This is a genomic window from Microbispora triticiradicis (assembly GCF_005864065.1).
In the GTDB taxonomy this organism is placed as follows: Bacteria; Actinomycetota; Actinomycetes; order Streptosporangiales; family Streptosporangiaceae; genus Microbispora; species Microbispora triticiradicis.
Genome location: NZ_VANP01000002.1, coordinates 189,061 through 203,469, shown reverse-complemented (window position 1 = coordinate 203,469; position 14,409 = coordinate 189,061). Strand labels below are relative to the sequence as shown.

At 74.8% G+C, this 14,409-nt stretch carries 10 protein-coding genes; 4 read left to right on the top strand and 6 right to left on the bottom strand.

The genetic code is table 11. The features are described from left to right. Positions 1-6 precede the first annotated feature (6 nt). From FED44_RS06025 to FED44_RS06015, 3 genes are all read right to left on the bottom strand, one after another. Positions 7-1,389 (bottom strand): uracil-xanthine permease family protein, encoded by a 1,383-nt coding sequence (locus FED44_RS06025; protein WP_138460019.1) that lies wholly within the window; start codon positions 1,387-1,389, stop codon positions 7-9. Between the two features lie 139 nt (positions 1,390-1,528). Further along, entirely contained in the window at positions 1,529-1,744 is a 216-nt protein-coding gene (locus FED44_RS06020) for an RNA-binding S4 domain-containing protein (RefSeq protein ID WP_117409520.1), read from the bottom strand. A gap of 17 nt (positions 1,745-1,761) precedes the next feature. After that, positions 1,762-3,354 carry a PucR family transcriptional regulator gene (locus FED44_RS06015; protein ID WP_117409528.1) on the bottom strand — a complete coding sequence of 531 codons (1,593 nt, stop codon included), beginning with the start codon at positions 3,352-3,354 and terminating at the stop codon, positions 1,762-1,764. Between the two features lie 195 nt (positions 3,355-3,549). Here FED44_RS06015 and FED44_RS06010 point away from each other — a divergent pair, with 195 nt between their 5' ends. The 4 genes from FED44_RS06010 (at position 3,550) to FED44_RS36260 (ending at position 9,536) form a co-directional block, all read left to right on the top strand. Then, positions 3,550-4,494, top strand: a complete 945-nt coding sequence (locus FED44_RS06010) for an oxamate carbamoyltransferase subunit AllH family protein (protein WP_138460018.1) — start codon at positions 3,550-3,552, stop codon at positions 4,492-4,494. Then, positions 4,491-5,876, top strand: a complete 1,386-nt coding sequence (locus FED44_RS06005) for an FdrA family protein (RefSeq protein ID WP_138460017.1) — start codon at positions 4,491-4,493, stop codon at positions 5,874-5,876. The genes FED44_RS06010 and FED44_RS06005 overlap by 4 nt, the downstream gene beginning before the upstream one ends. 46 nt (positions 5,877-5,922) lie before the next feature. Further along, positions 5,923-7,320, top strand: a complete 1,398-nt coding sequence (locus FED44_RS06000; RefSeq protein WP_111699559.1) for a YlbE family protein — start codon at positions 5,923-5,925, stop codon at positions 7,318-7,320. 152 nt (positions 7,321-7,472) lie between these two features. After that, positions 7,473-9,536, top strand: coding sequence for a serine/threonine-protein kinase (locus FED44_RS36260; protein WP_208758853.1), 2,064 nt, complete (start codon positions 7,473-7,475; stop codon positions 9,534-9,536). Positions 9,537-9,574: 38 nt separating this feature from the next. Here the strand turns inward: FED44_RS36260 and FED44_RS05990 are convergent, their stop codons facing one another. The 3 genes from FED44_RS05990 to FED44_RS05980 are packed head-to-tail and all read right to left on the bottom strand — an operon-like array spanning position 9,575 to position 14,366. Then, positions 9,575-11,200, bottom strand: a complete 1,626-nt coding sequence (locus FED44_RS05990; RefSeq protein ID WP_138460016.1) for a bifunctional 3'-5' exonuclease/DNA polymerase — start codon at positions 11,198-11,200, stop codon at positions 9,575-9,577. A 34-nt stretch (positions 11,201-11,234) separates the two neighbouring features. Further along, entirely contained in the window at positions 11,235-12,734 is a 1,500-nt protein-coding gene (locus tag FED44_RS05985; protein WP_111699556.1) for a metallophosphoesterase family protein, read from the bottom strand. A gap of 27 nt (positions 12,735-12,761) precedes the next feature. Next, positions 12,762-14,366, bottom strand: coding sequence for an FAD-binding oxidoreductase (locus tag FED44_RS05980; RefSeq protein ID WP_396700088.1), 1,605 nt, complete (start codon positions 14,364-14,366; stop codon positions 12,762-12,764). Positions 14,367-14,409 lie beyond the last annotated feature (43 nt).

Sequence of the window (14,409 nt, the reverse complement as noted above, 5' to 3'; positions counted from 1 at the left end):
CGCCGATCAGACGGCCGGGTCGCGTTCGAGCCCGATCTCCCCACCTGTGACCTCCTTCGCGGGCCTGCCCGCGATGGCGCGGAGCAGGTGATAGCCGGCGAGTACCACGATCGTGCCCAGCGCGATCCCGGCGAGCGAGAAGTCCCCGGTGATCTGGTGGGTGACCGGCCCGATCGCGAGGATGATCCCCGCGCCGATCGGCACCATGTTGACCGGATCGGCGAAGTCCACCCGGTTCTCCACCCAGATCTTCGCGCCGAGCAGCCCGATCATGCCGTACAGGATGACCGTGACGCCGCCGAGCACGCCGCCGGGCGTGGCGGCGACCAGCGCGCCGAACTTGGGGCACAGGCCGAACAGGATCGCGATGACCGCGGCGACGTAGTACGCGGCCGTCGAGTAGACCCTGGTGGCCGCCATGACGCCGATGTTCTCCGCGTACGTCGTGGTGGGCGAGCCGCCGACGGCGGTCGCGACCGCGGTGCCGACGCCGTCGGCGACGATCGCCCGGCCCATCAGGGGGTCGACGTCGGCGCCGGTCATCTGGCCGACCGCCTTGACGTGGCCGACGTTCTCCGCGATCAGGGCGATCACGGCGGGCAGCACGACCAGCACGGCCGACGCCTGGAACGACGGCGCGTGGAAGTGCGGCAGCCCGATCCAGCCGGCGTCGGCGACGGCCTGGAAGCTCACCCGGGGATGGGTGTCGACCGCCCCGGTGCCCGCGTTGTAGGCGGTGATGTTCCCGAACACCCTGTCGGCGAGCCAGGACAGGACGAACCCGAAGACCAGCCCCAGCAGCACGCCGATCCGGCCGAGGAAGCCGCGGAACAGCACGATGAACACGAACGTCGCGATCATGGTGATCAGCGCGATCCACGGGTCCTGCGGCCAGTACACGTCGGCCACGACGTACGCCAGGCCGAACCCGATCAGCATGACCACCGCTCCGGTCACGACCGGCGGGAAGATCCGGTGGATGACCTGCACGCCGAGGACGTGGACGACCACGCCGCACACCGCGAGCACGAGACCCGCGACGAGGATCGCCCCGGTGACGACCCGGTCGGCCCCCGGGGTGTCGCCGCCGAACGCCGCGCGCACCGCCACCACGCCGCCGACGAACGACGCCGAGGTGCCGAGATAGCTGGGGATCCGGCCCCGGGTGATCAGCAGGAACAGGATCGTCGCGACGCCCGACATCATCACCGCGGTGTTCGGGTCGAGCCCCATCACGAGGGGGAACACGAAGGTCGCGCCGAACATGGCGATCACGTGCTGCGCGCCGATGCCGGCCATCCGCGGCCAGCTCAGCCTCTCATCGGGTTTGACGACCTCGCCGGGTGCCAGCCCTCTGCCGTCTCCGTGCACCGTCCATCTGAAAGCCATGTACGTCCCTCCAGCTGGGCCGTGGGCTCGGCCACCCCGCAGGCGTCCCGCGTACTTCCTTGACCGTTTGGGGCACTTTAGGACCGGCGTGCGCGACAGACATGGGCATGATCTGCCAAAACGACGACCACCGGGGCGTCTACACCACGCGGATCGTGTAGTCGTCGCCGGTGACGACCTGGCCCGCCCTGATTTTGCAGGCCTTGCGCAGTTCCACCTGCCCGTCGACGCGGACCAGGCCCTCGGCGACGAGGTGTTTGGCCGCGCCGCCGCTGTCGGCGATCTGGCAGAACTTGAGGAGATCGCAGAGCGGGATGTGGTCGCCGTCGAGCTCGAAGGTTATGGCCTCGTTCACGGCGCCAGCTTAAAGAGTCAGATGCCCCGCATGCGCAGCACGTGCAGGGCGAGGGTGAGGTTGAGCCGCAGGTGCGCGTCCTCGGTGAAGTTGCCGAGCAGGCGCTCCAGCTTGCCGATGCGGTAGCGCAGAGTGTTGTAGTGGAAGTGCAGCCGCCTCGCGGTCTCGGCGACGTTGAGGTTGGTCTCCAGCAGCGCCTGCAGGGTGCGGCGCAGGTCGGCGTTCTCGGCGTCGTCGTCCCCCGCGAGCGGGCCGAGGGTCTCCCGTACGAAGGAGTGCAGCTCGTCGGTGTCGCTGACGAGCGACAGCAGCCGGTAGACCCCGAGCTCGTCGAAGTGGGCGACCGCGCCCGCCCCGTGCAGCTGACGGCCCACCCGGGCGGCCTTCAGCGCCTGGTTGTACGCGCCGGGCAGGGCGTCCACCCCGGAGGCGACCCGGCTGAGCCCGGTGGAGAACGTGCCGTCGGAGATCCCCGCGAGCGCGTCCCGCGCCACCCGCGCGGGGTCCGCGGACGCCCCGACGATCGCCACCACCTCGTGCGAGAAACCCGCCACCGCGCCGCGCGGGTCGTGCTTGCGCACCGACGCCTGCCAGGCCGCGCACATGCGGTCCTGGAGGGGCCGCTCCTCGGCGTCCGGGTCGATCTCCGCCACCATCACGCTCACCGGGCGCTCCAGGTCCCAGCCGAACGCCCGGGCGCGCTCGGCCACCCGCAGCCCGCCCCGGCCGGTCAGCACGTCCCGCAGAAAGTCGGCCCGGTACTTGCTCTCGACGGCGGTGACCGCCTCCTGCTTGGTGATCACCAGCGCGGCCACGGTCGCGGCCCGCTCCAGGATGCCGACGTCGCTCGGGGTGAGCGTGCCGTGGGCGCTGTAGGCGGCGATCCTCCCGTGGTGGTGGCCGCCCGCGACGATCGGGACGCTCGCGTGGTGCCCGTTCCCGGCGGCCTTCCCCGGCGTCCGTCCCGCACCGGCGGGCGTCCGCACGGGGGCCGCGTCGATCTCCCGCAGCCGCGCCACCTGCGCCGCCTCCCCGGCCGCCGCGAGGAAGTGCCCGGACGCGTCGATCGCGCCCACCGCCACCCGGAGCAGCCCGGCCACCTCCGCGGTGACCTCCCGCATCCCGCCCCCGGCCAGCACGATCTGCACGAGCGCCCGGTGGGCCTCCTCCGTCCTGGCGAGGATCGCGGCCTGCCGGTTGAGGATGTCGGTGAGCACCTGGTTGAGGATGTCGTCGAACCCCACGTCGTTGGGGAGCAGGATCAGCGGGAAGCCCAGCCGGTCGGCCTGCTCGACCATCTCCCCCGGCAGTTCGTCCAGGTAGCGCCCGAGTTTGATCGCCAGGGCGGCGAGGCCCCGCTCGTCCAGGTCGGTCACGAGCCGGTCGAGCGACTGCGGGGTGTTGCGCAGCGGGTAGCCCGTGGTGAGCAGCAGTTCGTGCGGCTTCACCCAGGCGAGGATGTCGGGGACCTCCATCACGTTGAGGCGCTGCACGATGCGGCCGAGCCCGTCCCCGCCGGCGATCAGGCGGGCGTCCGCGAGCGTGGACACGCCGAGCACCTCGCCCACCGACACCCCGTGCAGGATCGTGCCGGTGCTGGCCAGCCGCATCGCGGGCGGAGCCGGGTCGTTGCGCAAGGGCCTCTCCGGGGAGTGTCGACGTACTCGGGACGTCTCACCGAGATTCTGCCCGACGCCGGTCCTGTCAGGAAGAGCCAAGCATTCGGCCGACTGTTGGCATCTTTCTCCGTACGGAGGGGGGAAGGCGGGCCTTAGCGTCGGCAACGACTGGCGAGGGAGGTCCCGGTGAGTGTTGGCACGCGCCAGAAAGGGCGGCGGGCGGCGGCGCCCGCCCCTCGCCCCCCGGCGGCCCCGGCCTACGTGAGCGGCGCGGCGAGCGTCGCCGTACGGCCGGCCCTGGAGTCCCCCCGCCGCCCGGCACGGGTGCTCGCGGCCTTCCCGCTCGCGCTCTACCTGGAGGTCAGGAGCGAGTGCGAGCCGCACGTCATCGCCGTGGTCACGGGTGAGGGCGTCCGCCTGCCCAACGCGGTGGTGCTCGCCGAGTCCCTCGACGGGGTGTCGGCCGGCGACGACGGCTGGGTCGGCGACGGCTCCATCGAGATCGGCGGCCTGTGCGTCGGCGTCCGCCGCTGGTGGGATCCCGCTCCCGCGCTCGCGCCCGCCGACCCCGCGCGGCTGGCGTCCGCCCCCGCTGCGCTGGCCGGGATCCGCGCGGCGTCGCCCCGGCAGCCGGGGCTGGACGCTGCCGGGGCCCCGGCGCTGCTGGAGCGGGGCTGCCTGCGCGGCTCGCTGGTGGAGAGCATCACGGCGGCCGAGCGGCTCATCGGCCTCGGCCCCGGGCTCACGCCGAGCGGCGACGACATGCTGGCGGGGCTGCTGGTCGCGCTGCGCCACCTCGGCCGGGCCGCCGGGGTCCCGCGCGCGGTGTGGCTGGCGGACTGGCTGGCCGCCGCGGTCACCTTCGACGCCCGCACCAGGACCACCTCCATCTCGGCGACCCTGCTGCACTGCGCCGCCAGGGGCGAGGCGAGCCCGGAGGTCCTCGGCGTGCTGCGGGCGGCGGCCGGGCACCAGCCGCTGGAACCCGCCGTCAACCGCCTGCTCCGCCTCGGCCACACCTCCGGCGCCGACCTGGCGTGGGGCGCGCAGATCGGCGTGTCCGCCGTCCTGTCCCTCCTCGGCGCGGGTCCCGCCGTCGCGGGCGCCCCGTCCCGCCGGGAGCGGCCGTGACCGACCTCGTCGAGGTCCGCCCCGGCGTCTACCACGACTCGGTGACGCTGATGCGGGTGAGCCAGGCGCTCACCGCCCGGCCGGAGGTGGCCGTCGCCGTCGTCGCGATGGGCACGGACCTCAACGCCGGCCTCGCCCGCGATCTCGGCTTCGAGGTGCCGCCCACGACGCCCGGCGACCTGCTGGTGGCGATCAGGGCGGCCTCGGCCGCCGATCTCGGCGAGGCCGCCGCCGAACTGGAGCGGCAGCTCGCCACGACCGGGACGGCGGGCGGGGCCACCCGCGAGGAGGCGCCGCCCCGCACCGTCCGGTCGGCCGCGCGGTCGTGGGAGGCGACCGTGGCGCTGGTGAGCGTGCCCGGCGAGCACGCCTTCGCCGAGGCGCTGGACGCCGTGGAGGCCGGGCTCTCCGTCATGATCTTCAGTGACAACGTGCCGGTCGAGCAGGAGATCCTGCTCAAGGACCGGGCGCGGGCCAGGGGCGTGCTCGTCATGGGGCCCGACTGCGGCACCGCCGTCGTGGGCGGGGCCGGTCTGGGCTTCGCCAACGTGCTGCGGCCGGGCCCGGTGGGGGTCGTGGCCGCCTCGGGGACCGGGGCCCAGCAGGTGACGTGCCTGCTCGACATCGCCGGCGTCGGCGTGTCGCACGTGCTCGGCGTGGGCGGCCGGGACCTGTCCGCCGAGGTGGGCGGGCGCTCGGCCGTGCAGGCACTGCGCGCGCTGGACGAGGACCCGGCGACCGAACTGATCGTGCTGATCTCCAAGCCGCCCGCCCCCGAGGCGGCCCGGGCCGTACGGGACCTCGACCTGGCCACCCCGGTCGTCGCCGCGCTGCTCGGGCCGGGGCAGGACGACCTGACCGCCGTCGCGGAGAAGGCGCTGCGCGCCCTCGGCCGGGACGTGCCCGAGTGGCCGTCCTGGCCCGCCGGCGACGCGCCCGCGCGCGAGGGGCGGCGTCCGCTGCGGGGGCTCTACTCCGGCGGCACGCTGTGCGCCGAGGCGGCCCTGATCGCCGGCGCCGTGGAGCCGGGCGGCGAGGCGTGGTTCGTCGACTACGGGGACGACGCGTACACGCGGGGGCGGGCCCACCCCATGATCGACCCGTCGCTGCGCCGGGAGGCGCTGCGCGGCGTCGACTCGGGCGTCGTGCTGCTCGACGTGGTGCTCGGGCACGGCGCCGACCCCGATCCGTCCTCCTGGCTCGCGCCCGAGGTCCGCGACGCCACCGCCAGGGGCGTGGACGTGGTGGTCGCCCTGGTCGGCGCCGACGGCGACCCGCAGGGGCCGCGCACCCAGGCCGCGCGCCTGAACGAGGCGGGCGCCGCCGTCTTCACCTCCAACGCGGCGGCGGCGCGGCACGCCCGCCGCCTGGCCGACGGCTGACGGCTGTGCGGCCGAGTAGTCCCACCCGGCTCACCGGAGGCAGCCGATGACCCTCTCCATGCTGTACGGCGAACCGCGCGTCATCACCGTGGGCGCCGAGGTGCTCGCCGAGGCGCTGGACCGGCAGGCCGTGCCGCAGCGGCGGGTCGACTGGCGCCCGCCGGCCCCGGGCGTCTCCGCCGCGCTCGCCGGGATGCTCGCCAAGGTGCTCGCCGATCCCCGGCGTGAGCGGGCCAACGCGACGGCCGTGGGGAGGATGCTGTCCGCGCGGCCCATGCTCTCCGGCGTGCGGCCGGCCCGCGAGGCGCTGGGCCTGGAGGCCGGTTCGTTCTTCCACGCCGGCCCGCCGATCACGTGGGAGCGGGCGTCCGGGCCGATGCGGGGGGCGCTCGTCGGCGCCATGCTGTTCGAGGGCCTGGCCGCCACCCCGGAGGAGGCGGCGGAGCGCCTCGCCTCCGGCGCGGGGATCACCCTGGACTCCTGCCACCACCACCGCACGGTCGGCCCCATGGCGGGGGTGGTCAGCCCGTCCATGTGGATGCTGGAGGTCACCGACGCCGAGCACGGCGGCACGGCCTACTGCTCGCTCAACGAGGGGCTGGGCAAGGTCCTGCGGTACGGCGCGTACGGGCCCGAGGTGATCGAGCGGCTGCGCTGGATGGGCGAGGTCCTCGGGCCGGTGCTCGCGGCGGCCCTGGAGCGGTGCGGGCCCCTCGACCTGCGCACCCTGATCGCGCAGGCCCTGCAGATGGGCGACGAGCTGCACAACCGGAACCGGGCGGCGACGTCCCTGCTGGTGCGGGAGATCGCCCCCGCGGTCGTGGAGGCCGCCCCGGGCCGCGCGGCCGAGGTGCTGCGTTTCATCAATGGAAACGATCATTTCTTCCTGAACGCGGGAATGGCGGCGGCGAAAGCCGCGGCCGACGCGGCGCGCGGCGTGCCGGGGTCGAGCCTGGTCGTGGCGATGGCCCGCAACGGAACGGATTTCGGAATACAGGTGTCGGGACTCGGCGACCGGTGGTTCACCGGCCCGGCCGGGGTGCCCGACGGCCTCTACCTCGGCGGTTACGGGCCGGACGACGCCAATCCCGACATCGGCGACTCCACGATCACCGAGACCACCGGGCTCGGCGGCTTCGCGATGGCGGCGGCCCCGGCGATCGTCAGGTTCGTCGGCGGCGAGGTGGCCGACGCCGTCGCGGCCACGACCTCGATGTACGAGATCACGCTGGCCGAGCACCCGGCGTACCAGATCCCGGGGCTGGGCTTCCGGGGCACGCCCGCCGGCATCGACGTCGCCCTCGTGGCGAGGACCGGTGTGCTGCCCGTCGTGAACACCGGCATCGCGGGCCGCGTCGCCGGAACGGGGCAGGTGGGGGCGGGGCTGGTCAGCCCGCCGGCCGGGGTCTTCACGGCCGCCCTCGACGCGCTGGCCGCCGCATGAATTCCCTTTGACCGTCATCAGACCGTAATATCGTCGTCAGTCTCAGATATCCGGAGCAATTCGCACGGTCCGGACGGGGGATCCTGCGGATCGAGCGTGAATTGGGGACCTTTTCTATGACGACCGATCGCCTGCTCGGTATGGTCCCCCCTATGCCAGAGGGTCAGGGACCCGCGGGGCGCCCCCCGGCCGGCGTTCCCGACGGGCAGGGCCGTCTCGTCGGGAGGCGTTACCGGCTGCTGTCCCCGGTGGGCCGCGGCGGCATGGGGATGGTGTGGCACGCCCACGACGTGCTGCTCGACCGCGACGTCGCGGTGAAGGAACTGCTCCTGCCGTTCGGGCTCGACCAGGCGGGCGCCCAGTCGGCGCACCGGCGCATGCTGCGCGAGGCGCGGTCGGCGGCCCGCCTCAGCCACCCCGGCATCGTCACCGTCCACGACGTGGTCGAGGAGGACGGGCGGCCGTGGATCGTCATGGAACTGGTCCGCGCCTGGTCCCTCGAACAGGCCGTGCGGCAGGGCGGGCCGCTGCCCGTCGTGCAGGCGGCCGAGATCGGCGTCCGGGTGCTCGACGCCCTGCGCCACGCCCACGCCGCCGGCATCCTGCACCGGGACGTGAAGCCCGGCAACGTGCTGCTCACCGCCGACCGGGTGGTGCTCACCGACTTCGGCATCGCCGCCATCGAGGGCGACGTCACGATCACCCAGACCGGCCTGCTGATGGGCTCGCCCGCCTACATCCCGCCGGAGCGCCTGCAGGGCCGCACGATCACCCACGCCGCCGACCTGTGGTCCTTCGGGGCCACCCTGTACGCCGCCGTGGAGGGCCGCCCGCCGTACGAGGGACCCGACGCGGTCGCCGTCCTCGGCGCGGTGCTGACGCAGGAGCCCAGCCGGCCCCGCCGGGCGGGCGCGCTGCTGCCGGTCATCGAGGGCCTGCTCCGCAAGAACCCGGCCGACCGCCTCCCGGCGGCGCAGGTCGCGGAGATGCTGGAACGGATCCTGCACAGCCACGGGGCCGGGCTGCCGGGACGGGCGGGCACGCCGTCCTCGGTGCCGACCCCGCAGAACTCCATGCCGGCGGGGCTGCTGCCACCGCTCGACATCCCCTCGGGGCCGCTGCCCTCGCGCATCGTCGAGACGCCCTCGGGCCCGGTCCGCGTGCCGCTCGCGCAGAACGGCCTCCCCGGCGGCGCGCCGCCCGGTCCTGCCGTCGAGCCCGCCGCGGAACCCGCCTTCGAGCCTTTCGCCGCCTTCGGGCCCGTCACGCCCTTCGGCCAGGCCCCGGCGTTCGACCCGCTGTCGTCGCCGTCCGGGTCGTCGTACGCGCCGGAGCGGCGGAAGGAGGGCATGTGGCCGGCCCCCGCGCCGGGCGACATGCCCGGCGACCTGGGCGGCGGCCTCGACGCCGGCCCGGGATCGGGTCCGGCCTCCCCCGGCGCCGGTCCTGGCGCCGGTCCGCCCGAGACGGACACGCGGAACGGCCGGAGGTCCGGCCGGGCCGCGGACGCCGTGACCACGGGCCCGCACCGGCCCCGGGTGGGGCGCAGGCGCAAGGAGCAGACCCAGCGGGGGACGGACCGCGACCCCCGCGCCAGGCTGCTGCTCGTCGTGGCCGGCGTCGCCGTCCTCGCGGTGATCGTCACGATCGCGCTCGTGCTGCTGCCGGGGGGCTCCGGCGACCAGGGGGAGACGACCTCCGGGGTACGCGGCCTGGCGACCGGAGCGGCCGGGGCGTCCACGGGCGGCGCCAGGGCGGCCGGGCGCTCCCTTCCCGCCGTACGCGTGCCCGAGGGCTACCGGCTCGTGACCGAGGGCGGTGTCTCGGTCGCGGTGCCCCAGGCGTGGACCGCGACGACCGACGACGGCGGGGCCGTCAGGCTCCTCGGCCCCAAGGACAGCGGGCAGAGCATCACCGTCAGGAGGATCCCCGACGGCGGCCTGGAGGCGCTGCGGGCCGCGGAGCAGAACCTGAACATCAAGGACTACCCGGACTACACGCAGATCCAGTTGCGGGAGGCGGACTACCACTACCCCGCCGCCGACTGGGAGTACACCTACACCAACTCCAGCCAGGTCACCGTCCACGCGGTCATCCGCTACCTGGAGGCGGACGGGCGAGCGTACGCGGTCATGTTCGCCTCTCCCGACTTCGACTGGACCGAGGCCGCCGCGCCGGTGCGGCAGGCCCTCTGGAACACCTTCCGCCCCGCCTGACCGGCACTGCCTGACCGGCACGCGCCCGACCGGGCGCGTCACTTCGCGTCGGCGTAGCAGGCGACCGCGACCGCCTCCATCGGGAAACGGACCGGGGTGTCGCCGAACAGCAGGCGGGTCGCCTCGTCCGCCGCCCGCCCGACCGCCTCGCGGACCTCGGCGGCCAGGCCGAGCGGGCAGTGCACCATCACCTCGTCGTGCTGGAAGAACACCAGCCGCGCCGGGTCCGGAAGCAGCCCGCGCAGCACCGCGAGCAGCGTCAGCGCCCACTCGGCCGCCGTCGCCTGAACGACGAAGTTGCGGGTGAACCTCCCCCGGTCCCGGGCCGCCCGCGCGCCCTCCGGCCCGGCCACCAGGCGGCGCCACCGCTCCGACGGCGGCGGGCAGGTGCGGCCGAGCCACGACCGGACCAGCCGCCCCTCCTCCCCCGCGCGGGCGGCGTCCTCCACGAACGCGTACGCCTTCGGGAAGCGCCGCCGCATGACGGGCAGCAGCTTGGAGGCGTCGCCGCTGGTCCCGCCGTACATCGCGGACAGCATGGCCACCTTGGCCGAGTCGCGCACGCCGCCGAAGGCCCCGGCCAGCGCGGCGTACAGGTCGATCTCCCCGGCCGCCCGCGCGAGCCCCCGGTCGCCGGACAGCGCCGCCAGCACCCGGGGTTCGAGTTGCGCGGCGTCGGCGACCACGAGCGTCCAGCCGTCGTCGGCCACCACGACCCGGCGCATCACCTTGGGGATCTGCAGCGCGCCGCCGCCGCTGGTGGCCCACCGGCCGCTCACCACCCCGCCGACGACGTACTCGGGACGCAGGCGGCCGCCGCCGACCCACTGCGCGGCCCAGGCCCAGCCGTGGGCGCTGTGCAGGCGGGCCAGTTCCTTGTACGCGAGCAGCGGCGCGACGGCCGGGTGATCGACCGCCTTGAGCACGTGCGACCGGGTCGACGGGACCTCGATCCCCGCGGCCTTGAACGCCCGGACGATCTGCTGCGGGGAGTCGGGGTTCACCGGCTGCCCGAAGGCGGCCGCCACCTCGTCGGCCAGCGCCTGGAGCTTCCCGGGCCGCATGCCGTGGGCGGGCCGCGGCCCGAGCAGGCCGGTCAGCAACTCGTCGTGGACGTCCTCGCGCCACGGCATGCCGTCGTGCCGCATCTCGGCCGCGACCAGCGCCCCGGCCGACTCGGCGGCGACGAGCAGGCGGAACCGCCCGGGATCGGGCGTGCGGGCGACGCGGCGGAGCTGGTCCTCGAACACCTCGGCGACCATGCCGGCCTCGGACGAGGGGTCCTCGGCCGGCGCGGGCTCGAACAGGCTCGCCTGCGTGCCGCCCGGCTGGTGCCCCTCCGCGGCCTCGTGCGGGTCCTCGGGCACCGGAAGGCCGTGCAGGCGCGCGAAGGCCGCCCGCGCCTGCCTGGGCTCCCCGTAACGGGCGTCGGCCCCCAGCAGCAGGCCCTCGGTCAGCGCGACGTCGTGGCACCGCGACAGCCGCACGCCGGCCGCGAGGAGGGCCGGGTAGACGCGGCGCGCGTCGGCCCAGACCCAGCGGGGCCGCTCGGCGGCCTCCAGCGACCGGACGGCCGCGGCGAGGTCGGTCACCCGGGCCGCCGTCCCGCCGAGCGGCCGGATCGTCCCGCCCCCCTCGGCGCCGGCCGCGACCACGACGTGCATCCCCCCAGCGTGCCAGCCCGCACCGACAATCCCGTCAGAGGGGGATCTCGACCTCGTCCTCCAGTGGGGGCTCCTGCTCCTGGGGGAGGCAGCCGGTGGCGGCGAAGCAGCGCAGCCGCAGCGTGTCCCCGGTCACCGACATGTGCAGGAAGCTCTTGAAGAAGGGCGGGGTGTCCCAGTCGGACAGCTCCGAGATATACCGGTGGAAGACCCGCCCGACCGGCAGGCGGAACGGCATCGGCCAGCCGCCGAGCAGCCGGGCCGCCCACCTCACCCGAGCGCCGATCGGCGCCCCGGGCGTGGGCCGGGGCGGGGTGTTCCCGATCTGCCGGGACATCAGGGCCAGGCCCTCCTCCGGGGTGACGTACAGCCCGCGCAGCCGCAGCCGCCTGCTGTAGAGCAGGCTGTAGAACGACAGCGAGTCGCCGCGCAGCGGATAGCACTTGAAGTCGTCCTCGTGGACCCCGGCCACGTCCACCCGGGGGATGGTGTGCGTGGCGTGCATGAACGCCCCGCCGCCCCCGGAGACCACGTACTGGATGAGCCGGCCGTCCACCCGTACGGGATAGCGCTGGTAGTTGTGGACGTCGCCGCCGATAGCGGCCACGTAGTTGTTCGCCGGGTCGCGGACGACGTCGTCCACCGTGCCGCCGCCTTCGATCTCGCACGGGTGGTAGGCGTTGTTGACGTAGATCGGCTTGCCGGTGACCAGGACCTTCGGCCTGGGGTCGGCGGAGACCCGGCGCAGCCACTCGCCCTGTTCGCGGTCGAGGGTGCCCTTGATCCCGGTGTCGATGCCGACCAGCAGCAGGCGGCCGGTGTCGATCACCCAGTACGGCCCCGGCAGGGCGGGCCCGGGGTCCGGGCGCATCTTCCTCGCCTCGGCCAGGGCGTTCTCGTCGATCGTCTCCGGCTTCTTCCACAGCAGCCCGCGCAGCCCGCCGGGCGACAGGCGGAAGCCGCGCCGTTCGGCGGACAGGGGGCGGGCGTCGCAGAAGACCCGCATGAAGCCGCCGAGCCCGTCGTACCAGTCGTGGTTGCCGGGAATCGCGAAGATCGGGGCCGGGTAGTCCTTGTAGGGCCGGAAGAACTTGTCGCAGTACTCGTTGCCCGAGCCGGTCGGGTAGATCACGTCGCTGGCGACGACGGCGAACGACGTGCCCTCGCCGAGCCTGAGCAGCCCGGGCACCACCGCGTACTGGGAGGCGTCGCCCTCGCCGGTGTCACCGAGCAGCAGGAACGAGAACTCCTCACCGAGGTCGAGCCTGACCCGGAAGTCGGGGTCGGCGCCGCGGTCGCGCTGGGCCGCCACCCAGCGGCGGCGCACCTGGGGCGAGGGATCGCCGAAGAGCTGGGCGATCACCTCGTTGCGCGACCGCCAGAGCGTCGCCGGGCTCAGCCAGCTGAAGGAGTTCTGGTTGGGGCGCAGCGCCTGGAACGTGCCGATCTGCGAGCAGTCCCAGCCCGCTCCCGACTCCGACACCCGTGACGAGACCTGCTTTCCCCGCGCCGCCGCCGCGCCCACATCGACCATGGGAACAATCTTGGCGTTTTCCGGGGATCAGTACACCGGGATCAGCACACCCGGGTTGAGGATCCCGGCCGGATCGAGCCGTTCCTTGATCCCGCGCAGGATCTCGCCGCCCAGGTCGCCGATCTCCGCGGCGTACGCCTCCAGGTGGTCGCGGCCGACGCCGTGGTGGTGCGAGATCGTGCCGCCCGCCCCGACGATCGCCTCGCCGGCGGCGCGCTTGGCCGCCGCCCACTGCGCCAGCGGGTCGCCGGTCTGCGCCGTCACCACCGTGAAGTAGAGCGACGCCCCCGTGGCGTACACGTGGGAGATGTGGCACATGACCAGCGGTGAGCCGAGTGCGCCGTGCAGGGCCAGCCGTACGGCGTCGTACAGGCGCGGCAGGTCCGCCCAGAAGCAGGCGGTCTCCAGCGTCTCCACGGTCGCCCCGGCGGCCAGCAGGGAGTCGCGCAGGTAGGGGGCCGAGAACCGGCCCTGCGCCCACTTCTCCCCCGGTTCCGGCCCGAGGTGCACCCCGCCGGCCTCCACGAGCAGCGCGGCGGCGTGCTCCCGGCGGTGGGCCACGTCGCCCGGGGCGCCCTCGAAGCCCGCCACGACCAGGCAGCCCGAGTCGCCCCCGGGCGTTCCGAGGTCCGTGGGCTTCGCCAGCCCGACCATCGTCTCGGTCTCGTCCGACAGGCGCAGCACGGTGGGCGGCGCGCCCTCCTGCGCGAGCCGCCGCAGGGCGGCCGTCCCCGCCGCGAAGGTCTCGAACCGCCAGCCCTCGTACGCCCGGACGGCGGGGGCCCGGTGGACCCGCAGCCGCAGCGAGGTGATCACCCCGAAGGCGCCCTCGGAGCCCAGGAACACCTGGCGCAGGTCGGGCCCGGCGGCCGACTTGGGGGCACGGCCGATCTCCAGCGTGCCGCGCGGCGTCGCCACGGTCATGCCCACGACCATGTCGTCGAACCTGCCGTAGCCGGCCGAGGCCTGCCCGCTGGACCGGGCCGCCGCGAACCCGCCGAGCGTCGCGTACTCGTACGACTGGGGGAAGTGCCCGAGCGTCAGCCCGTGCCCGGCGAGCAACCGCTCCGCCTGCGGCGCGCGCAGCCCCGGCTCCAGGTCGGCGGTCATCGAGACGGGGTCGACGGACCGCAGGCGGTCGAGCCTGCCGAGGTCGAGGGCGACCACTCCCGCGTAGCCCCGCCGCGCGGGGGTGAGCCCGCCGACCACCGACGTGCCCCCGCCGAACGGCACCACCGCCACCCGGTGCTCCGCGCACAGGCGCAGCACCTCCACGACCTCCTCGTGCGAGCCGGGGAGCACGACGGCGTCGGGCGCGTCGGAGGCGTCCCCCGCGCGCATCAGCAGCAGGTCGGGCGTGGACTTGCCCCGGGTGTGCCGGATGCGGGCGTCGTCGTCGGCCCGCACGTGCTCCTCCCCGGTCACGGCGGCCAGCGCGGCGAGGACGGCCGGCGGCAGGGCCGCCGGGGGCAGCCGCACCTCGCCGAACGTCGCCGCCGGGGCGGCGGGCGGGCGCACGCCGAGCAGCTCCGTGAGCAGTTCGCGCACCGGCGCGGGCAGCTCGGCGGCCCTGGCGGGGTCGCCCCAGCCCGACCAGAGCATGGGTTCCGCGGGCAGGAGAGGGGATTCCATGACCGGTGCGCCTCCAGATAGGTTACTCAAGGGTAACGCGACC

Bases quoted from the DNA above. Each gene is read 5' to 3' on its own strand.
- FED44_RS06025 (WP_138460019.1), bottom strand. From the start codon at position 1,389: ATGGCTTTCAGATGGACGGTGCACGGAGACGGCAGAGGGCTGGCACCC.
- FED44_RS05980 (WP_396700088.1), bottom strand. From the start codon at position 14,366: ATGGAATCCCCTCTCCTGCCCGCGGAACCCATGCTCTGGTCGGGCTGG.
- FED44_RS05990 (WP_138460016.1), bottom strand. From the start codon at position 11,200: ATGCACGTCGTGGTCGCGGCCGGCGCCGAGGGGGGCGGGACGATCCGG.
- FED44_RS06015 (WP_117409528.1), bottom strand. From the start codon at position 3,354: ATGCGGCTGGCCAGCACCGGCACGATCCTGCACGGGGTGTCGGTGGGC.
- FED44_RS36260 (WP_208758853.1), top strand. From the start codon at position 7,473: ATGCCAGAGGGTCAGGGACCCGCGGGGCGCCCCCCGGCCGGCGTTCCC.
- FED44_RS06000 (WP_111699559.1), top strand. From the start codon at position 5,923: ATGACCCTCTCCATGCTGTACGGCGAACCGCGCGTCATCACCGTGGGC.
- FED44_RS05985 (WP_111699556.1), bottom strand. From the start codon at position 12,734: ATGGTCGATGTGGGCGCGGCGGCGGCGCGGGGAAAGCAGGTCTCGTCA.